Raw genomic sequence first — 18,623 nt, 5'->3', positions numbered from 1 at the left:
GCGCTTGACGGTGCGTCGGCTTCGCCGACGACGTCCCCGCTGCGCGGGGACGCGCCTGCGCTTCGCGCAGGGCCGGCTTCGCCGACGGGTGTCCGCGCTTCGCTTCGGACTGGCTGGGGTTGGGGCTTTCCGCTTCGCTCCAAGCCCCGTGTCTGCCAATGGGTTTATATCGTTGAAGTGCTTGGGTTGGCTGGGTTGCTGTCGGCTGCGCTGCTACGGCTCTTCTGTGGCTGGCTTGACCGCGCTCCGCGCGGAGCAACCTGGCAGCGTGGCCCCTGTGGGGCGGTTCGACAGATTCGGAAGCGTGAGAGGGTTCCGTCTGACGGGGTTTAATTCTTGATTCTATTGAGCTATGCATCAGAATTGCAGGCTACGCGTTTTACGAAAACTGAGCCACTCCCGATGGGTCGCTCTGGCCCTCCGTGAGGAATCATCGTAGTTGCTCTTCATGCCTACCGGGACCGAGCCTGTCAACGGCGTGGTTCGGCTTTTGACGGCCCGTCCGGGTAAGCCATTCCCGGCCCAGGGACTGCAGACGCAGCTAATCGCGGCGTGCAGCCACTGAGCAAGCGCAATGCCCTGACTCCCCGGTGAGCTGCGCGTACAGACCAGCCAAGCGCCATCCCGGACGACACCCACACTTCACCGCAACACCAACAAACCAGCCGCTGAAAACACCTGACACACCACCACCGCAACCCCACCGACACCTAACAGGCTGCGCACACAAACGAGCAAGCCAATGCCCCTACAGCCCGTAGTGCTTGAAAAGGGACCTCAAGAACAGCCACACGCCGAGCCAAGCAACCAGACCCGCACATGCCACCAAGCCCACGAGCACCATCCCCACCGTGGCCCAGAAGCCCGTCGCGGCCAGCAGCAGGCACACGAACCCGACGACCGGCAGAAGGACGGGCACCATCAAACGAGACAGAAACTGCCGAGACCCAGAGCTCACTTTCCCCCCTCACACAGAGACACCGAGCTCCAGCGTCGCCCAGGCCAGCCACGAGGTCATGAGTCCCCGCACCGGAGCAGCAGGCGCCCGCGAAGGGCTCTGGGGGACGCTCTACGGCCTTCACCCGGGGGCCTGGCAGCCCTGCGGCAGTACAACGAACGCACCGGCTCCGTGGTGGTACCCAGGGCCCACACGGAAGAGCTGGAGGGCGGCACCCCGTGAAGCTGGGGGTATGGATCTCCAACACCAAAAGCCGCAAGGACAAGCTGAGCGCGGCGCAGCTGGCGGCCCTGAAGGAGCACGGACTCCACTGGTAACACCTAGTGAGTACGCGTACTCAACTGCAGATGAGTACGCGAACTCTGATCCACGAGGGCGACACCGGCCACGGTGGTACCCATGTCTTCTCCGTCACCCCGACCGGGTTACGTCGGCTTCGAGCCAGACGAAGCTGCCGAGACCGGACGGCGGCTCAGTAGCCGGTCCGCACAGCTCCCACTTGCTGTGGCCCTTGGCGTCTTGGTAGCGGCCGTGATGTTCGTGGGTACCTTTGAGCTCCTCGCCCGGGTCCTCTGGCCTGCCTTTTGGAGGTGGGCTCTCCGAGGCTGGCAGTTTTGAGCGATAGCAGCGGCCACGTCTTCTCCGACTGAACGCTGGTTGCCAGGACCGGGAGTGTCGAATTAACGGCGGATCACCCGCCGTGCCAGGTAGCCGGATGGCTTGCCTGGGGAAGAGGATTCACCAGTGACTGACGTGACGACTGAGACCGTGGACACTTCGACGGCTGAGGCGGTGGACGACCAGCTGATCGGGATGCTGGTGGACCGGGCCCGTGCCGGTGGCCTGCAGCTGACCGGCGAGGGCGGGCTGCTGCAGCAGCTGACGAAGCGGGTGCTTGAGTCCGCCCTGGAGGGCGAGATGACCGACCACCTGGGCTACGAGAAGCACGACCGGGCCGGGCGCGACGGCGGCAACAGCCGCAACGGCACCCGCACCAAGACCGTGCTCACCGATGTGGGCCCGGTCGAGATAGCCGTGCCCCGCGACGTGGAGAACAGCTTCGAACCGCAGATCGTGCGCAAGCGCCAGCGCCGGCTGACCGGCGTCGACGAAATGGTCCTGTCGCTGTCGGCCAAGGGGCTGACCCACGGCGAGATCGCCGCGCACCTGGCCGAGGTCTACGGGGCGAACGTGTCCAAGCAGACCATCTCCACCATCACCGACCAGGTCATGGACGGCATGGCCGAATGGCAATCGCGTCCGCTGGACTCGGTCTACCCGGTGGTGTTCGTGGACGCCATCAACGTGAAAGTCCGAAACGACCAGGTCGCGAACCGGCCCATCTACGTGGCCCTGGCCGTCACGGTCGAGGGCACCAGGGAGATCCTGGGGATCTGGGCGGGCGACGGCGGCGAGGGCGCCAAGCACTGGTTGCAGGTGTTCACCGAGCTGAAGAACCGCGGCGTGGACGATGTGCTGATGCTGGTCTGCGACGGCCTCAAGGGACTGCCCGACGCGGTGGCGACGGTCTGGCCTCGAACGATTGTCCAGACGTGCATCGTGCACCTCCTGAGGAACAGTTTCCGCTACGCGTCGCGCGCGGACTGGGACAAGATGGCGAAGGCTCTGCGGCCGGTCTACACCGCGCCCAGCGAGGCCGCGGCCACCGAGCGGTTCTTGGAGTTCAGCGAGCTCTGGGGAGCGAAGTATCCGGCCGTTGTCAGGCTGTGGGAAGTCGGCTTCATACTGCCTGTCCTTTCTCGTTGTTGGGGTTTGGCCGTCTGATCCTGGGTTCGGCGGCGACGCGCTGTTGCCAGTGCTGCTCGATCGCGTCGTTCCAGGGGATGCACCAGCGGTGGTGCCGTCCCTGGCGGGCGGGGAGTTCGCCGCTGCGGAGCCAGGGATAGACGGTGGCTTCGTGGACGCCGAGGATCCGGGCGGCTTCGGGGACGGTGATCTCGCCGGGCCCGGTCGGGTCGCTGCGGACGGAGCCGATGACGTATTTGGCGCGGACGAAGCGGATCGAGGCGACGCTGAACGGCCGCGCGTTTCCGGTCTTCAGGCCCAGTTGGTTGAGGTGGTCGGCGATCTCGGCGTCGGTGCTGGTGTCGAGTAGGTCGCGGATGATCTCGACGGCCTGGCTCGGGGTGCGGTTGGTCCGGCGCGCGCAGACGATCTCGTCGACCGCGCCGGTGTGCCAGCGGATGCCGACGTGGGCGTCGGCGAAGTCGACGTGCCGGACGGTGACGTCTGCGATCAGGGTCCTGATCAGGCGTTTTCGGTCCCTGGATGTGGTGGTGGGTGCCTGCCAGAGTCGGGGCAGGTCCTCGGCCAGGGCTTTGAGCCGGTCGGGTTCAGGTAGCGCGGGCTGGGCCGCCTGCAGGTCGGCCAGGTGCTGCTCGGCCTGGGCCAGTGCGGCGAGCTTGGTCTCCCAGCGGGCCTCCAGCGAGCGGGCGACCAGCCGGTTCTCCGGTTCGACCTGGCTGAGGGAGCGTTCGGCCCGGTCGGCTTCGTAGCGGGCGCGTTCGACGGCGAGCTCAGCCGCGCGGTGGGATCGGTGGTGCCGCTGGTGGACGTCCCTGGCGGCGGCAAGGGCGAGGTGGACCTGGTCGGGAGTGAGTGCGTCCAGCAGCAGCCGTTCGACGACCGGGTCGATCGCGGCCGCGGCGACCGAGTGGCAGCCGGGTGTGGTCACCGCGTCGCTGCGGGCGCGCATGCACACGTAGTCGGCGGTGTTGTCGGCCCGGCGGTAGCGGGTGCCCATCGGGAAGCCGCACGAGCCGCAGAAGATGATGCCCTGACAGATCGGGACACCCTCGCGGGGCGGCCGGGCACCGGCCTGGGTGCGGTTCCCGGCCAGTTTCGCCTGAATGTCCAGGTGCTGCTGCCAGGAGACGTATCCCTCGTGATGGTCGGGGATCAGGACCTTCCACTGGTCGCGTGGCAGCCGGTTCACGCAGGTGACGACGGTGCCGTCGGGCCGGACCTTGCGGCTGGTGGCGGTGCGGCCGAACGCGTAGGCACCCGCATAGGCCGGGTTGCGCAGCACGTCGGCGGCCCGGCCGTGGGTGAGCCGGCCCCAGCCCAGCCTGCCGGCCCACACGCCGGTGTCCCGCCGCGGGAACCTGCGGTCGGCGAACGCGCGCACCACGCCGAGGGCGGATCCGTGCTGCTCGAACAGGCGGAAGACGTCCGCGATCGCTTCGCGGACCTCCTCGTCCGGGTCCAGGATGGTCTGGCCGTCGGCGTCGTGGAGGAGGCCGACGGGCAGCGTCAGCCGCAGGTCGCCGCGTTCGGCCGCGGCTCGGCGGGCTCCGTGCAGGCGGCCGGCCAGAACGTGTAATTCGGCCTCGCTCATCGTGGACTTCAGGCCCAGGATGAGGCGGTCGTTGAAGTCGCCGAGGTCGTAGACGCCGTCCGCGTCGATCAGGAGGGTGTCGGTGAGGCGGGCGAATTCCAGCAGGCGGCCGAACTCCGCGGACGAGCGGGCAAGTCGGGACACCTCCAGGCCGAACACGGCGCCGACCTCGCCCAGGCAGACCCGGGTGACGACCTGCCCGAAGCCGGGCCGAAGCCCGGAGAAGCGTCCCGAGAGACCAAGGTCCGCGTCGATGACGACGATGTCCTGGTCGGCCCAGCCCAGTTCGCGGGCGCGGTCGGCGAGCGCGTACTGGCGGGCGGTGGACTCGGTGTTCTCGCGCACCTGCAGCAGTGTCGACTGGCGCACATACACGATCGCTTGCCTCGAGCGGTGCGAGGCGGTGACCTTCGCATTCGCGTTCATCCGCGGCCTGCTTCCGCCACGCAGCCTCCAGCATGTTCGCCACCATCGGCACGGCAGCCGCACGGACCGTCTGGGCGAGAACCACGCTCGGTCACCTCCGTGCGGCACGTCGTGGAGGGTTCTGCTTCCACGCTGACCGCGGGGACCGGCGCACCGCCACGGCGCACGAGTGCATCGACCAGCGCAGACAAGTCTGCCAGGGTGTCCACGCTCAGCCGGAGCCCGTTAGCCACAGGCCCTCGGTCCGTCCATGACTGCGGAAGCGTGACCGTGATCCCATCACCCAGCGTGCACACATAGACCAGCCCGCCCCGGCGGCGCAGCGTCACGCACACCCGCACCCGCCGCCCCGACCACGGGTGGAACGGATGCGTCACCACCAGCGAATCCTCAGGAGCTACACGACTACGGGCAATCAAATGCCCGCTCTGGTCCGACGCCTGGGCCGAGTTCGTGCCCTTCCTGGCCTTCGATGTGGAGATCCGGAAAGTCATCTGCTCGACGAACGCGATCGAGTCCGTCAATGCCCGGATCCGTAGGGCCGTGCGGGCCCGGGGGCACTTTCCAAACCCGCAGGCAGCCCTCAAGTGCGTCTACATGGCGCTGATGTCGCTCGACCTGACCGGCAACGGCCGCAAGCGCTGGACCATCCGCTGGAAGGCCCCCCTGAACGCCTTCGCCATCGCCTTCGAAGGCCGCATGCCCACCGACATCAAGTAACCATCCAACAGGGCAGATCCGCCGTTTTCTTGACACACCCGCTGGCGACGGGCACCGAGATGCCAGCCGTCCAGGAGATGCTGAGCACGCGTGGAATCGGCGTGATGGACTCCATCATCGTCACTCGCGAACTGCTGGGCGCTGGGCCAGACGCTCTTGGCTTGGCAAAGACGATGGTCCTGACCAGCCCAGCACGGCATACCGAACGAGAGCAGCACCAGATGTTGGTCGAAGAACTCGTCGTCGCCCTCGACCAAGTCGACACCCAGACCTGATGGTCGTCCCGAGGCGATCGCAGCCTGGGACTCGCGAGCTGCCTCATCCTGGCCCTGCAGGTGCTGCAGGACCGGGAGGAGCAGTCTTGCCCGGTCGGGATTGGGCATGGTGCCGGGCGAACGGCAGTCCGTAGTCGTACACCAGCTCAAGCAGTTCCTCCGCGGCCGGTTCGGCATCATCCTCGGTTGACACCTTCAGCTGCAGGAACCTGTTCCGGGGCGTCAGATATCCAACAGGCCAGGCAATCGTCGCCGACGGCCCTGGCAGCTCGCCCAGAAGCCCCGCAAGAAGACGCTCAGCAGGGTCATAGCGAAGCCCGACGACCGGGTTGATCGCCAAGGGATGGTGCTTCGAAGCGCGCTTGAGACCCAGCCAGGCCTGGAAGCCGTCACCAAGGTCGAACATGTAGATATCGCCCGAACGCCTTCGCCACCCGGTCTCGGACAGCCGCCCCCCTAACCGCAGCGCTGAACGCGGCGATCAAATCGCGCATCACACCCACGCCTAGTGAGCCAACCACCCCCAGCTGCAGTTGGTCCCGACCGAGCACCGACGGGGCACATGCAGAACCATGACTGGGGTGGTTCCCTCACGGGTGCTGTGGCGGCCCGGCGAGCGGGGTACGCACGGGTGCGGCGAGCCCGACGAAGACGACGAGTTCGTGGCCTCCGGGATTGGTCTGCAAGGGGACCGTCCGCCAGTTGTTGGCGAGCCACACGTTGCCGGACGGGTCGATCTGTACGCCCGTGTTCCTGACCAGCCCGTCGCTGCTGTACCCGGTCGCGGCCGGCGAGATCGACCGGCCCGTCCGGTAGCCCGGCGGGCACATCGCCACGCGTGCCCCACACAGCTCGGCCAGCCGTTGTCCGGCGAAGTTCGCCACCCAGACGTGGTCGTCCCCGTCGATCGCCACGCCCCACGGGAGCACCAGCCCGCCGTTGGTGAAGGACGTCGGCGTGGAGATGCCGTCCGGCCGGATCATCATCACACCGGGTCGCATCCCGCCGGCCGGGACGGCGTTCAGCGCGGAGGTGAAGTCCGCGGTCGTACCGCCCGCACAGGGCACCGGCAGGACCCGGTTGTCGGCCACCCACAGGTTCCCCTCGCTGTCGGAGGCGATGCCCAGAGGCCGGTGCAGCCCCGACGGGGTCACCGTTCGCAGCGGACGGCCGTCCGGAGCCAGCTCCACCACGTTGTCGCTGCCGTTGCCGGTGACCCACGCCCGTCCCGCCGGGTCGACGGCGATGTCGAAGGGCTTGACCAGGCCGACACCGCCCAGGGCGAGGTTGCGGGCCAGCTCCGGGCGTCCCTTCGGGATGCGGGTGACGCTGCGGTTGCCGCAGTTCGCGATCCAGATGTTCCCCGACCGGTCGGCCACGGTGCCCTGCGGCTGGCTGATACCGCCGAAGCGCCAGCCGGACGCCGGCGACAGCGCGTGGCCGTCGGCGGCGAACTCCGACACGGAGACGTCGTGACGGCTCGGGTCCACCGCACATCCGGTGCCCTGGAACCCGAAGTTGGAGACCCACGCCCGCCCGGCCCGGTCGACGGCGACGCCGAACCCAGCACCGTAGAGACCGCCGCCTCGATACGGCGCGCCGGGCAGGTCCGTCCCGGTGGGCGAGACGGCCAGCACGGTCCGCCCACCGCAGACCGGGGTGCGCGGGTCCAGGGCGAAACGGTAGTTGTTGCTGACCCAGGCGTTACCGGCCGCATCGAAGGCGATGTTCCCCGGTCCGTTGATCTCGTGGCCGTTGCCGTCGTAGCGCAGGGCCAGCGTCCAAGCGTCGGGCGCGGCGGCCAGCGCCGGCCGGTAGAGCGGTTCGGTCCGGGCCAGCGCGAAGAGCGCGGCCACCTGGTTCCCCGGCGTCCGGGCGATGTCGGCGGCGGCCTGGAACGTGTCGCCCGGCCGCGGCTGTCCCGGTGGTTGGGCCAACTGCAGCAGGTCCTCGCAGCCGCGGCCGCGCGCGCAGACCGCGAGGAGGTCGGCGAGGGTGTTGAACGCGGCCAGGGTCGAGGTCTCCTGCCCGTTGGGTGGCGCGGCGAGCAGCGGCGCAATCCCGCCGGTGCGGACGTCGGCCAGATTGTGCGAGATCGCAGCGGCGTTCGGCAGGCCCGGACTGTCGCCAGAGACGGAACTTGCGCGGGTGAACTGCGCGAACGCGTACGCCGCCGCGACGGTGGTGCGCTCGTTGACCACGACGTCGGGCCCGCCCCCGCCCCCCAGCACGGCGGCGAGCCGCAACGCGGGCGCCTGCGGGCCACCGTCAGCGATCAGATACAGGACCGCAGCGGCATCCGTGGGTGGACGGTAGACCAAGTGGAACCGCCCGTCCGGCCCACTGCACGCGCCGGCGAGCACACGCGGCTGGGCGCCCGCGCGCGTACCGGCCTCCAGCAGCGTCACCTCGACCTGCCCCAGCGGCGTCGCTCCGCTCCGCACAACGCCGTCCTGACTGAACGCGGCGGCCGCCCGGACGGCACCACCGGCCTCGGTGACGGCGCCCGCACCAAGGCAGGCGAGCAGAATCGCGACAAAGAGGAGCTGACGGCGTCGACGCATGGAGGCACTGTCGCCCACACCACGCCCCACCCCCGGACGGCACGCGCTCGACGCCGGCAACCATCAGCCAGTTGCACTATCCTCCGGGGCACTGACCCCTGCTGAAGCTTCCCCGTGCATCAAGGGCAGCACGGGCTGGCGCGGCTACAAGGGCCACTTCACGGAAGTCTGCGAACCCGACCGGCCCCACGTCATCGTGCACGTCGCCACTACCGCGGCGCCCTTGAACGACATCGAGAGAGTAACCGGACAGACCGCGTCGGCACCCAGACCGGCACCATCAGTCGTTCCCCGCCCGATCAGTGAGTGCGGCATCTGCGCCGGACGCCGCCCGGCCAGTCAGCGGGCTCCCGCCGGGCACGACGGCGGCGGCAGGGCAGCAGCTTCCCCACGGCTGCCCTGCCTGACGGCACCAGGCTGATAAGCCGTCATCTGTTGGCGGGAGTGGGGTATCGCCCTAACGGGTGGGGCAAGCGGTCAGGGGCGCAGACGCATGAACCTGGCCCCGATGATGAAGCCGTCCAGGAAGCCCGTTCCCGTCAGTTCCACCATCTGGTTCCACTGCTCCAGCGGCAGTTCCGGCGCGACGTTGTTCTCAACGACGTACTGGGCCCGGTCGCGGGCGAGGGCCTGCAGGGTGACCCCGTTGCAGACGCCGGCCAGCCGGAGCATGTCGTCGACAAAGTCATTCGGGTCGCCGTCCTGCATCCGCTCCCAGAAGCCCTCCATGCTGGCCAAGGCGTCACGCAGGGCGATGTGGTCCGCGAGCAACGCGTGGCGGAGCTCCTTCGGCACGTGAGGGTTCTGCTCCTCGATGAACGCCCGCGCCGTCTCGATGTCCCGGTCTTCCACCCGTCCGCCCCCTTCTCCTTCAGCGAGTGGTGCGCTGGGGATCCTGCTCGCCCCGCTGGGGGATGTCCAGCGGACGCACGGAATCGTCCAACAGCCAACTTCGACCCTCCGCGCCAGCGATGCGGGCCGACGAGGATGGGCCAGCCAGTCTTCGACCTCCACGACCTACGGCCCAGTTCCCCTGGCCGCCTCTTTGCCCGCTGTTGCAGCTCCGCCTACCGCACGGCAGCCGGGGCTTCGGAGGCCAACTCCTGATCCGTTGGCGAGTTCGTAGGGCTTGCCTGCGGCGTTCATTGGTTGGGGGCAGCCGTGGGCTGCCCCCAACCAATGCGCTAGGTAGTGGTTTGCGCCTTTGGGGTCAGACGGTCAGTTGGTCGAGGATGCCGGCCACTTCCGCCGGCTTGAGCAGGAACCCGACGTGGCTGGTGGCCAGGGTGTGCACGTCGTACGGGTTGCCGGGCGTCAGCGCGTTGGCTTCGGCGATCAGGCGGTCCTGCATGGCCACGGGAAGCGATCGGTCTTCGGTAAGACGGATGTAGGAGCGGGCGATGGTGCCCCAGGTGTCCGCGTGGCCGCGGGCGTCGGACATCATCACCGCCAGGGACTCGTCCGGCTGCAGGATGTTGAGGAAGGCCCGGAACTGTTCATCGGTGCTGTCCGCCATCATCGCCGCTTTGAGCTCGGCCAGCATGACCGGGGCGGCGGTGCGGTAGTTCGCCCGGCCGACGCCGAGTTCGGCGGGATTGCCGACGTTCAGCGCGGCCAGCGGGGCCATCAGGTTGTCGGCGAACTCGGGCTCCTGCATGTATGCGATGGGGTTGGAGCGTTCCACACAGGACCAGCCGGAGATGTAGACGAGCCGCCCCACCAGGTCAGGAATCGTGTTGCCTACCCCAGTGATGGTGGTTCCACCGAGGCTGGCGCCCACCAGGACCACCGGACCGTGCTCGGCCAGCCGCCGGACGACGTCGACGACCATGTCGACGTTGTCCTGAAGGGTGACCCCGGCCAGTTCGGACGGTTCGGCCGCCCACGCGTCAAGGTCCTGCGGGGCCTGGTACGCGGCAGAGTACTGCGCGTCAAAACCGTGTCCCGGCAGGTCCACGGCGAAGCTGCGGTGCCCGAGCAGCGCCAGCTCGCGCTGGACGGGAGCCCACATGAACGAGCTGGCGCACACGCCGTGCACGAGCACGAACGTCGCATCGGCCTCGCGGGCCTGGCGCGGACGGGGAGAGTTGCTGGAGACAGATGTCATTCGTGTCAGTCCTATGTTCGGTGGGCGGCGCAGCAGGCATGCCTGAAGGACTGATACCGACGCGGTGCGCCGCCGAAGTCCAAGAGAGAAACGGGCACGCCTGTCGCCAGGCGCATCACGGTTCAGTGGCCGGGCGCACGCAGGCCGACGGCAGCGATCAACCAGCGTCAGCCACCTGGTCAGGGGCAGCACACGACGTGGATGTACTCACCGGCAAGAGTGCGCGTCGACGGTCAGGGCCGAGCGGCACCCGCAGGGCAGTGCCGTCAGACACGATGGCCTTCTGCTGGTTCCTCGGCTGGCGCCGGTCGCTGAGCGACTGCGGCGGCAGACGTCCTAGGCGGTACGGAGGCGAACGAACATGTAGGACATGCCGAGGACCCTACCAAAACCACGGATCACTACTCCACGACGCCTCCGAAGAGGCGCTATTGGCAGGTATGGGTGTCCGGGTGGCAGAACTTGACTTCCGGGTAGCGCGTTGACGGCTTGTCCAGTACGGGTTGCGGCTGGTTGCGCAGGTGCAGGTCGAGGAAGGCTCTGACGTATCGGCGGGTGATCTCCATGCCCTGCGTGCCGGGCAGGACGGCGTTGTGGCCGAGGCCGAGTTGGTCGTTCAGCAGCCCAAGGTCGGTGAAGGACATGTGTTGCGCTCCGGCCACGACGAGCCAGCGCCTCCAGTTGGTCAGGAGTTTCCAGTCCCGGTCCCAGCTGGTGTCCGGGCCTCCTGGGCTGTGGTTGGCCTGCGTGCCCAGGAACATGAACGGCCTCGGCAGCCCGCTGTCTGGGATCGGGGCGTAGGTGGTGCCGTCCATGTCGATTCCGGCGCGTAGACGGGAGTCCTCCAGCAGGACTGCGACGGCGGTGGCGCCCCCGAGGGACTGGCCCGCCACTGCGATCCGGGCCGGGTCGATCAGAGATGCCGCCCTCCATGCCGGGTGCGGTCCGGTCAGTTCGTCGAGCACGAAGGAGACGTCGGCTGACCGTACCTGCATGATCTTGATGAGGAACCCCGGGTCCTGGGCAGCCGCGCAGGCGACGCACGTGGTGATCCGGCGGGGTCTTCGAGGGCGCAGCCAGACAGGCGGCAGACCGGACGTGCCCGGCACCGAAGCCCTCCCTTTGCCTGCGTCCACTCCAACAGCGACCTCCTGCTGGAGCTGGCATTGCGTCCAGCACTTCGGACGGTCGACGTCCGTGCCCAGCAGGACGATTTCGCCCTCACTGGTTGATCAACCTGATCAGGGTCAGGGCCACACCATGCCTTTGTCGGTCCACGTGACCCCTTCGTGGCGGCACAGGCAGAACGGATGCCCGACTGGGTCGGTGTAGACCTGCCAGCCGTAGCCCTCGGGTCCGATGAAGTCCTTGTGCAGCGTTGCACCGAGTCTGAGGACGCGACGCTGTTCGGGCTCGATTTCGCCCACTTCGAAGTCGAGGTGGTACTGCTTGGGGTGTTCGTCGTCGGGCCAGCGTGGGGGGCGGTAGTCCTCCACCCGCTGGAAGGCCAGATCAACCTCACCGAAAGCGATGCGGGCGAAGTTGTCGTCACTGCCCTCCCCGATGGCCCGGTCAGTCACCTGGGCGTAGAAGGTAGCCAGCTCCATCGGGTCCGGGCAGTCGATGATGAAACCCAAGAGTCGTAGCATCAGGCGATCCTGCCACGGAGCCCCTCGACGCACTGCGAGAGCGCGCAAATCCGCGGGCTTCACTCCACCGGCCGGCCCTTTGCGCACGTCGCGCGGGACCTGCGCATCCGCAAGGAGGACCTGCGGAACTGGGTCCGTCGAGCCGAGGCCGACGGCGGTGAAAGCAAGGATTGGCCCGCCACCGCCGAGGCGGACGAATTGCGGCAACCGCACAGGGAGATTGCGGAGTTGCGGCAGGAGAACGAGATCCTGAAGAGCCGCCAGCGTGTTCTGAGCCCGAAGATCGACCGTCCCTGGACGAGGCTGAGCAGGTGATCGACCCCCTGCGATGGGGCTTCGGGGGGCGATCCCGTATCTGAGTGCTGGACGAGTCGACGGCCGGTCACGGCTGTCGACCGGGTCGGGGCTGGAGCAGGGTGGCGCTGGGCTGGGGGTTGCGGGTCAACTGGTCGATGACGGCGTTGGTGTAGAGACGGCGGGCGTATGCCTCGCCCTGGGTCTCGATGGCCATGCGGATGAGGTCCGGGTGTTGCTGTGCCAGCGCCCGGAGGTCGGCCACCTCGGCGCGGGTGAGGTCGTCCAGGAGCAGTTGCGGGTCGTCGGCGCCGTGGAGGGTTGCTCCGGTGTCGGCTGCGGTGCCGTGGATGGGCGCGGCCAGGGCTTTTGCGACCTGCTGGCGGATGGTGGGGTTGGTGGGCTGGGACCAGGCTCCGTCCCAGTCGAGGTGCCGTGCGGCGGTGGCGCGGCGGGTGTCACGGCGGCTCTCGGCGAGTCGGGCGCGCTGCTGGGGGGTGGTGATGACCTGGTGTGCGGCCTCGGCCCGGGCTGCGAGGAAGGCCGAGGGCCGGTGGATCCGTTCGGGGACCGGGGTACTGTCCAGCCAGCCCAGGACCTCGTCGGTGGTCCATCCGGCGTCGGACATGTCCCGGATGACCCAGGCGATCCGGGCAACGGCGGCGCGGTTGAGCCAGGGGACCTGCTGGACGAGTTCCCAGGCGAGTTGGTAGCGGCGGCCGACGCGGTTCAGGGTCCGGGCGCGGCCGCGCGTGGCCTGTCGGTGGGTGGGGGCGGGCTGGTGGCGATGCCCGGGAGCGAGCTTGCTCTCAGGGGGAAGGATGGGAGAACCGTCAGCAGGGCAAGTACAGCAACCACCCTCCATTGGGGTGCAACGGCAGAGGTCTGCTGGGCCGCTGGGGAGCGCCTGTGTCGGGCGGGACGGGTGGGGTGTAGTGGTGGTCCTGGTGCGTGCGGTCGGGGGGGTGTGCTTGGGCTTGGGGGCCCTGGGGGCGCGACGGGTGGCGCGGTGGCCGAGGTTGGCCAGGAGTGCGCGACTGGCTTCGGCGACGCCGGTGATGCGGCGGTGGGCACCGTCGCCGGTGGTGCGCACTCCGAGGGCGGTGTCGAAGGCGGCCGGGATCAGGAGGGCGAAGTGGGAGGCTCGCGCGCTCCGGCCGCGGCTGCGGGTGCCGCGCTCGATGTAGGCCACGAGCCCGGCTTCGCGCAGCATGTCCAGGTGGTACTGCACGGTCCGCTCCCCCACGCCGAGTCGGCGTACCAGGTAGTCGATGCCGGGGCGGCAGGGGCTCAGGTCGGCCAGCAGCTTGGCCAGGCGTTCGGTGGTGGGGCCCATGTCCTGGGGGCCGTGGCTGCGGCGGGGGGTGTACAGGCCCGAGCCGATGACCCAGTGGACGGCCTGGAGCCATGAGTAGCCGTCGGTGGCGACGCGGCCGGTGGTGGTCCCGATCCACTGCTGGCGAGCGGGGATCGCCAGGGCGGGCAGGAGGTCGGGGGCGGAGCAGGGGGTGAAGCGTGCGGGTGGAGCGGTGCGGGTGGAGCGGTGCGTGGTGCTGGCGGGCATGCGGATCCTCCGGAGCGTGCGGGAAAAGGGCGCAAAAAGCCGTGCTCCGGAGGGCAGCGGTGTCCGGAACCTGAAAATGGGCGTGTTGATTCGCGGCAGCGGGTCGAGGCTGCCGGAGGGAACACAAAACCCACGGCCCGGCGTGGGTGGGCGCGTTGGGCGTCCGGTGCGGGCGGTGGGTCGCTATGCGGTTGTGGGGGTGGGCATCACCTGCTGGCGGGGGTCGGGGTCAGGGTGTTCCGGGCTGGGGTGCGGGTGGCTTGTGCACTCCAGCCCGGGGTCTCAGGGGGTGGCCTTCGCGGTGGTGCCGCGCAGGCGGGGAGTGGGGATGCTGGTGAGGGTGTCCTCGAGTTCGGCGATCCACTTGCCGACGGGGATGCGCATGGCGGTGCGGCCGCCGAGCATGTCCAGTTCGAAGGCGGCGCGTTCGCCGGGGGTGGTGACCACGCGGACGGCGTCGGGCATGACCCACAGCACGGTGTCCTGGGTGGTGGTGCGGTCCGAGACGGCGTCGCGGGCGGCGTTGACGGCCAGGGTCTGCCACAACTGCAGTTCGTGCTTCTCCGAGCGGGCGCGGCGTTCGCCGGGCCAGGCGAGCTGGGAGACGCACACGTACACGCGCAGGGCGATGACGTCGTCCTCGGAGTGCGGGGCCAGGATGATGCCGGAGTCGCGGGCCTTCCAGGCCCAGGTCTGGCTGACGCCGGCCGCTATTGCGACGGCGTGGGCGGAGAGCGCGCGAGTCATCATTTCTGCCTTCCCAGGGATCCCATGTGTTGCAGGATCACATTAACGCAACCAGAGACGCTTTCGTCGTGTGACACGAGAATCCATCATGCCGACTTGTCCGATTTCTGCCGCATCTTGCCCGCAAATGCCGGGTTCTGACCGCCCGTCGACGGATGACCCTCTAGTGACACACAGATAGCTAAATAGCTGAGCAGTACCGTCGTTAGACAGAAAGACCGTCGGATCACTCGTCGGATCGACAGTTAGAGCGGTATAGCCATCGCACCGGAGGACACAACAACGATGGGTGCACCGATCGGCATAGCCATCGGTGCACCCATCGTTATAACCAGCTGGTGAAAGCCCTCAGCCCTCCCGGGCGAACAAGCTCGGCGAAGGCAGCTCGCCCTCCGTCTCCAGCGACGCCAGCAGCGACTCCAGCGCCGCCGACACCACGAAGATGCCCTTGCGCGCGTGATCGGCCTCCTGCAAAGCCGCGTTCAAGCTCGTCGCCAACGCCCGCGCCTGCGGCCCGACCCGATAGGTCGACTGCCGACCCGAATCGACCACACCCATACGCTGCGTCAAGAACGCCTGCGCGGATGCGACCTGGTCCCCCACCTCCGCCGGCGCGTTGCGCAGCGCCGCATCCAGGTAGTGACCGACCGCCAGTTTCGCATTACCCGAACTGCGCCGGTCCGCGGCCAACCGCGCCTTCACCGCGGTCAGTATTTCCGGCACGATCCGGAACCCCAGCGTGGTCCAGGTGTTCGACGAGATCACCGAGTCGGCGAAACTCTCGGTCACCGCCTGGTGCGCCCAGCCACCGGCACGACGCACGGGACGCCGACGCTGCGCCGGGGCACGCCCTGCGGCGGTCGGCGGCTCGGCCTTGGGCTGGGCAGGCAGCGCCGCAGCAGGCTCAACTACGGCCTGCGGGGCGGTGACTACCTGCACCGGCCGCTCCTCGACCACAGGCAGCGCCGTTGGGACGGCCGCTGACGGCCCCACAGTCTCTGCCCGTTCGAGCGCCGGCGCCACGGCTACGGTGGGCGCGGGCGCGGGCGCCGGTGAAGGGCTGGACGCGGGCGCGGGCTGTGCTTCCGCCGGCGCAGCAGCGGGAGCCGGGGACGCTGCGGGAGCCGCAGCCGGCGTAGGTTGGGCCGGCCCGTTGGGTGCAGGGGCGCGGAACGCGGCGGGCGGGCCTGTGGGAGCCGGGTTCCCCTGGGCGATGAAGGAGTTGGCGACCACCTCGTCGGCGCCGGCGATCACCGAGCTGAACATGCTTTCGCCGCCCGGGCGCTTGAACGCGCTCGGGGTCTTCTTCTTGCGCGTGCCGTTCGCCGGCTTGCTGGCGTCAGACAACGCTCTCCACCTCCGCGAACGGCGCCGGTGCGATCTGCCACTGGTCCTGGGGGGTGTCCATGCGGGTCAGGACCTCCTGCATGAGGGCGGCGTACTGCTTGCCCGGCGGCAGGTTCGTGTAGCCCAGGACGGCCGGTACCCCGCCGGCGAAAGAGCGTGAGATCAGGTCGCTCTGGCGGATGTCCCCGATGAACGGCATCAGCCCCGAGGAGATCATGCCTTCGCGGACGTCGACCTCCTGCTGCTTCCAGTTCGAGGGCGGGTTGGACTTGTTGAGCACGGCGCCCAGGTACTGCGGGCGGCACTCGTTGTCGGTGTTCTTCGCGACGAACTTGACCGACCCGGCCAGGGTGACGGCCCCGCGCACGGTGGCGTACTCGGGGAAGCAGACGGTGACCACCCAGTCCCCCGCGGCCCAGCCGACCGCCGCCAGGGAGGAGATCGCCGGCGGGGTGTCGATGACGACGAAGTCGTACTGCGACTCCAGACTCAGCAGCATGCGGCGGAGTATCGGAGTGGCTGCGAAGCCGGCGCCGACCAGCAGGTCCTGTGCGCGGCTCATGGTCGACTCCTCCGAGGCCAGCAGGTGCAGTACACCGGTGGTCTCGAAGGGCTCCAGCAAAGTACTGCGGTCGTAGATGATCCCGGGCAGGTCTGTCTCGATGCCCTGTACGTGGGCCTGCAGGGCCCAGCCCAGCGACCGGGACACCTCGGAGGAGGGGATGTTCAGGCCCAGCGCGGTGCCGGCCTGGGCCTGCGGCTCCAGGTCCACTACCAGCGTGCGGGCCCCCATCAGGGCCAGGGACGCCGCGAGGTTGACGGTCGTCGTCGTCTTGCCGACGCCGCCCTTCTGGTTCGCCACCGTGAGCACCTGCATGCCCCCACCACACTCCCTGTCGTCTCCGGCCCAGTGACACAAGATCAGGTCCGCACACGGACCTGAGGCGACTTAAGCCACATTGTCCGTTTGCTCGCCCCTGGTGAGCCGTTGAACCGACTCGCCAGTAACGCTTCTGTTCTCGTGTCACACGATGTTCCGTCTCGAAGATAACAGTCGGCACTACTCCCCCGTGGGCCGACGCGCGCATTGGCCCCTCAGTGAGGAAATTTTTGCGCTCATGCCCTCCCACCGGCCCGGTATGAACGGATCCGACCGGCTGGATGACCTGGGCGCCGGTGGGACGACCGCAATGCCGGAGCCGGTCGGCGCACCGGCTGTGGGGCCGGGCTTGGAGCCGATGAGGAGGCGGGGCCGCGGTCCGCTCGTCCGTGTCGGCGTCGCCTGACCGATCCGACGGCCTGACAGGGCACAGGACGGACAGTTCCGCAGCACTCACGCCAGCCGGTCCGTCGGATCGGCAGATCGACCGTCACGCTGTCAGGCGGCGAGACCGACCGACAGTCAGATCCACCGCCCCGTAGGAAGTCGGTACATCGGGCAGACGAGCAGACAGAACGACGGAAAGGCAGCAACCAGAGCAGCCAGGTCGACCGACAGGCAGATCGACAGCAACGCAGTCAGCTAGCTCATCCGACAGGCAGTAGAGCAGCACGACAGAAAGGCCGGTCGACCGTCAGTAAGACAGTGACCTAGGTAGGCAGTGAGACAGGTCGACAGCAAGAAGGCAAGGCAGCTCGACAGCAAGGTAGTCAGTCCGACAGGTCGACGGTGCGATAGGCAGACCGTACGTCAGCTAGAAGGAAAGTCAGTCAGCAAGACCGGCGGAACGACAGCAGGAAAGAAAGTACGACAGGTTGAGAGGTAGTTAGAAAGACAGCAAGTGAGTAGGTAAGTCTTAGAGATAGTTATAGAAGTATAGAAATCGATGCGTAGATCGCTATGCAGATCCGGATAGTGATCACAACTCATAAGGTTAGGGAACTAGCAACAAGTATCGTTGCGTGCATAGCTATCGAGATAGGTATGTGGCTAGTTATATGTCTCACGATATCTATCGTTATATCCAGGACTGGGCAGGGTGCCGCGGAGTGGGTGCCCGTCCGGGTCTATCGTTATATGGATCGTTGTATCGGCCCATGTGCCCAAGGAATCAAACGGACCGTGCCGATACGCTTGCGCGATCGTGAACTCCCTCTATGTATCGTTATATTCCCAGCTCAACTCCGGTTGACGGGCCAGCCGACGCCTTAGGTCCTGCCGCCGGGGCACCTACGCCGACACAGTGCCACCATCGCCATCCGCGCCGATGCCGGCGGCCACTGCGCAGCGCAGCGTCGCCCGGCCTGTCATCGGATCCCAGTCAGGGGCGGGCCCCTGAACCCAGGTGTCGACAACTCCCGTCCGTGCCACCACGACGCACGGCCGGGGTGCTGTTGAGGAGTCCGTGACGTCTCCACACCAGGTCCGGATCGGCGCTCCGCGGGCACCAGAAGGACCGTGCGGGGCGCGGAGCGTAGGGCTCCGGGAGACGCGAGATCGCTTGGTGCTGTCCGCGGCAGCGGCCTGCTCCTGTCCTTTTATGAGCAGTCAGCAGGCGGAAACAGGTCTCTTTGCCCAGCTGTTCGGTGCACGCGAGAGTGCGAATACGGGTGCAGAACTGCTCTCTCGGAGCGGGGTTGAGCGTGCGTTTGAGTATCGTCGGATGCTGTGCCG

15 protein-coding genes and 1 pseudogene are annotated in these 18,623 nt (G+C 68.1%); 4 read left to right on the top strand and 12 right to left on the bottom strand.

The genetic code is table 11. From position 1 onward, the window contains the following. Positions 1-1,771: 1,771 nt before the first annotated feature. Positions 1,772-2,692: pseudogene (locus tag TR46_RS33715) on the top strand (IS256 family transposase); the annotation flags it as partial. Positions 2,693-2,699: 7 nt separating this feature from the next. On the opposite strand, the gene TR46_RS33710 reads toward TR46_RS33715, so the two are convergent. Continuing rightward, the gene (locus TR46_RS33710; protein ID WP_042409763.1) at positions 2,700-4,742 is read right to left on the bottom strand and encodes a recombinase family protein; all 2,043 of its coding nucleotides are present in this window, start codon (positions 4,740-4,742) and stop codon (positions 2,700-2,702) included. Beyond that, the gene (locus tag TR46_RS45705) at positions 4,739-5,236 is read right to left on the bottom strand and encodes a DUF5372 family protein (RefSeq protein WP_500801698.1); all 498 of its coding nucleotides are present in this window, start codon (positions 5,234-5,236) and stop codon (positions 4,739-4,741) included. Before TR46_RS45705 ends, TR46_RS33710 begins: the two co-directional genes overlap by 4 nt. On the opposite strand from TR46_RS45705, the gene TR46_RS33705 reads away from it, so the two are divergent. Next, complete coding sequence (locus TR46_RS33705; RefSeq protein ID WP_439654410.1) at positions 5,157-5,462, top strand: transposase; 306 nt, start codon at positions 5,157-5,159, stop codon at positions 5,460-5,462. The two genes, TR46_RS45705 and TR46_RS33705, sit on opposite strands and share 80 nt — an antisense overlap. 104 nt (positions 5,463-5,566) lie before the next feature. Next, positions 5,567-5,737 carry a hypothetical protein gene (locus tag TR46_RS42810; protein WP_161790248.1) on the top strand — a complete coding sequence of 57 codons (171 nt, stop codon included), beginning with the start codon at positions 5,567-5,569 and terminating at the stop codon, positions 5,735-5,737. Between the two features lie 43 nt (positions 5,738-5,780). Here the strand turns inward: TR46_RS42810 and TR46_RS41740 are convergent, their stop codons facing one another. The 6 genes from TR46_RS41740 to TR46_RS33675 form a co-directional block, all read right to left on the bottom strand. Next, positions 5,781-6,143, bottom strand: coding sequence for a hypothetical protein (locus TR46_RS41740; RefSeq protein ID WP_152626833.1), 363 nt, complete (start codon positions 6,141-6,143; stop codon positions 5,781-5,783). A gap of 184 nt (positions 6,144-6,327) precedes the next feature. Further along, entirely contained in the window at positions 6,328-8,301 is a 1,974-nt protein-coding gene (locus tag TR46_RS33695; RefSeq protein ID WP_042409790.1) for an NHL repeat-containing protein, read from the bottom strand. 477 nt (positions 8,302-8,778) lie between these two features. After that, on the bottom strand, positions 8,779-9,153 hold the full coding sequence (locus TR46_RS33690) for a hypothetical protein (RefSeq protein ID WP_042409756.1): 375 nt from the start codon (positions 9,151-9,153) through the stop codon (positions 8,779-8,781). A 358-nt stretch (positions 9,154-9,511) separates the two neighbouring features. Further along, positions 9,512-10,408, bottom strand: coding sequence for an alpha/beta hydrolase (locus TR46_RS33685; protein ID WP_042409753.1), 897 nt, complete (start codon positions 10,406-10,408; stop codon positions 9,512-9,514). Positions 10,409-10,836: 428 nt separating this feature from the next. Continuing rightward, positions 10,837-11,403, bottom strand: a complete 567-nt coding sequence (locus tag TR46_RS33680; protein WP_052433331.1) for an alpha/beta hydrolase — start codon at positions 11,401-11,403, stop codon at positions 10,837-10,839. A 252-nt stretch (positions 11,404-11,655) separates the two neighbouring features. Continuing rightward, complete coding sequence (locus TR46_RS33675; protein WP_042409750.1) at positions 11,656-12,057, bottom strand: VOC family protein; 402 nt, start codon at positions 12,055-12,057, stop codon at positions 11,656-11,658. 6 nt (positions 12,058-12,063) lie between these two features. Here TR46_RS33675 and TR46_RS45445 point away from each other — a divergent pair, with 6 nt between their 5' ends. Then, positions 12,064-12,372 (top strand): transposase, encoded by a 309-nt coding sequence (locus TR46_RS45445; RefSeq protein ID WP_084719162.1) that lies wholly within the window; start codon positions 12,064-12,066, stop codon positions 12,370-12,372. Between the two features lie 67 nt (positions 12,373-12,439). Here the strand turns inward: TR46_RS45445 and TR46_RS33670 are convergent, their stop codons facing one another. The 4 genes from TR46_RS33670 to TR46_RS33655 all read right to left on the bottom strand — a co-directional run bounded on the left by TR46_RS33670 (position 12,440) and on the right by TR46_RS33655 (position 16,886). Next, positions 12,440-13,915 carry a helix-turn-helix domain-containing protein gene (locus TR46_RS33670; protein ID WP_052433330.1) on the bottom strand — a complete coding sequence of 492 codons (1,476 nt, stop codon included), beginning with the start codon at positions 13,913-13,915 and terminating at the stop codon, positions 12,440-12,442. A 282-nt stretch (positions 13,916-14,197) separates the two neighbouring features. Continuing rightward, the gene (locus TR46_RS33665) at positions 14,198-14,665 is read right to left on the bottom strand and encodes a hypothetical protein (protein ID WP_042409746.1); all 468 of its coding nucleotides are present in this window, start codon (positions 14,663-14,665) and stop codon (positions 14,198-14,200) included. Between the two features lie 345 nt (positions 14,666-15,010). Next, positions 15,011-16,009 carry a hypothetical protein gene (locus tag TR46_RS44785; protein ID WP_236655641.1) on the bottom strand — a complete coding sequence of 333 codons (999 nt, stop codon included), beginning with the start codon at positions 16,007-16,009 and terminating at the stop codon, positions 15,011-15,013. Further along, the gene (locus TR46_RS33655; protein ID WP_042409741.1) at positions 16,002-16,886 is read right to left on the bottom strand and encodes a ParA family protein; all 885 of its coding nucleotides are present in this window, start codon (positions 16,884-16,886) and stop codon (positions 16,002-16,004) included. Before TR46_RS33655 ends, TR46_RS44785 begins: the two co-directional genes overlap by 8 nt. Positions 16,887-18,623 lie beyond the last annotated feature (1,737 nt).

Source organism: Streptacidiphilus carbonis (assembly GCF_000787775.1).
In the GTDB taxonomy this organism is placed as follows: domain Bacteria; phylum Actinomycetota; class Actinomycetes; order Streptomycetales; family Streptomycetaceae; genus Streptacidiphilus; species Streptacidiphilus carbonis.
This window is presented reverse-complemented; position numbering and strand designations above follow the sequence as displayed.

What these genes read in the sequence shown, in the direction of transcription:
- TR46_RS33675 (WP_042409750.1), bottom strand. Translation starts at nt 12,057, where the DNA reads ATGCTACGACTCTTGGGTTTCATCATCGACTGCCCGGACCCGATGGAG.
- TR46_RS33665 (WP_042409746.1), bottom strand. Translation starts at nt 14,665, where the DNA reads ATGATGACTCGCGCGCTCTCCGCCCACGCCGTCGCAATAGCGGCCGGC.
- TR46_RS33695 (WP_042409790.1), bottom strand. Translation starts at nt 8,301, where the DNA reads ATGCGTCGACGCCGTCAGCTCCTCTTTGTCGCGATTCTGCTCGCCTGC.
- TR46_RS33685 (WP_042409753.1), bottom strand. Translation starts at nt 10,408, where the DNA reads ATGACATCTGTCTCCAGCAACTCTCCCCGTCCGCGCCAGGCCCGCGAG.
- TR46_RS45705 (WP_500801698.1), bottom strand. Translation starts at nt 5,236, where the DNA reads ATGACTTTCCGGATCTCCACATCGAAGGCCAGGAAGGGCACGAACTCG.
- TR46_RS33670 (WP_052433330.1), bottom strand. Translation starts at nt 13,915, where the DNA reads ATGCCCGCCAGCACCACGCACCGCTCCACCCGCACCGCTCCACCCGCA.
- TR46_RS33710 (WP_042409763.1), bottom strand. Translation starts at nt 4,742, where the DNA reads ATGAACGCGAATGCGAAGGTCACCGCCTCGCACCGCTCGAGGCAAGCG.
- TR46_RS33655 (WP_042409741.1), bottom strand. Translation starts at nt 16,886, where the DNA reads ATGCAGGTGCTCACGGTGGCGAACCAGAAGGGCGGCGTCGGCAAGACG.
- TR46_RS41740 (WP_152626833.1), bottom strand. Translation starts at nt 6,143, where the DNA reads ATGTTCGACCTTGGTGACGGCTTCCAGGCCTGGCTGGGTCTCAAGCGC.
- TR46_RS42810 (WP_161790248.1), top strand. Translation starts at nt 5,567, where the DNA reads ATGGACTCCATCATCGTCACTCGCGAACTGCTGGGCGCTGGGCCAGAC.
- TR46_RS33680 (WP_052433331.1), bottom strand. Translation starts at nt 11,403, where the DNA reads ATGCAGGTACGGTCAGCCGACGTCTCCTTCGTGCTCGACGAACTGACC.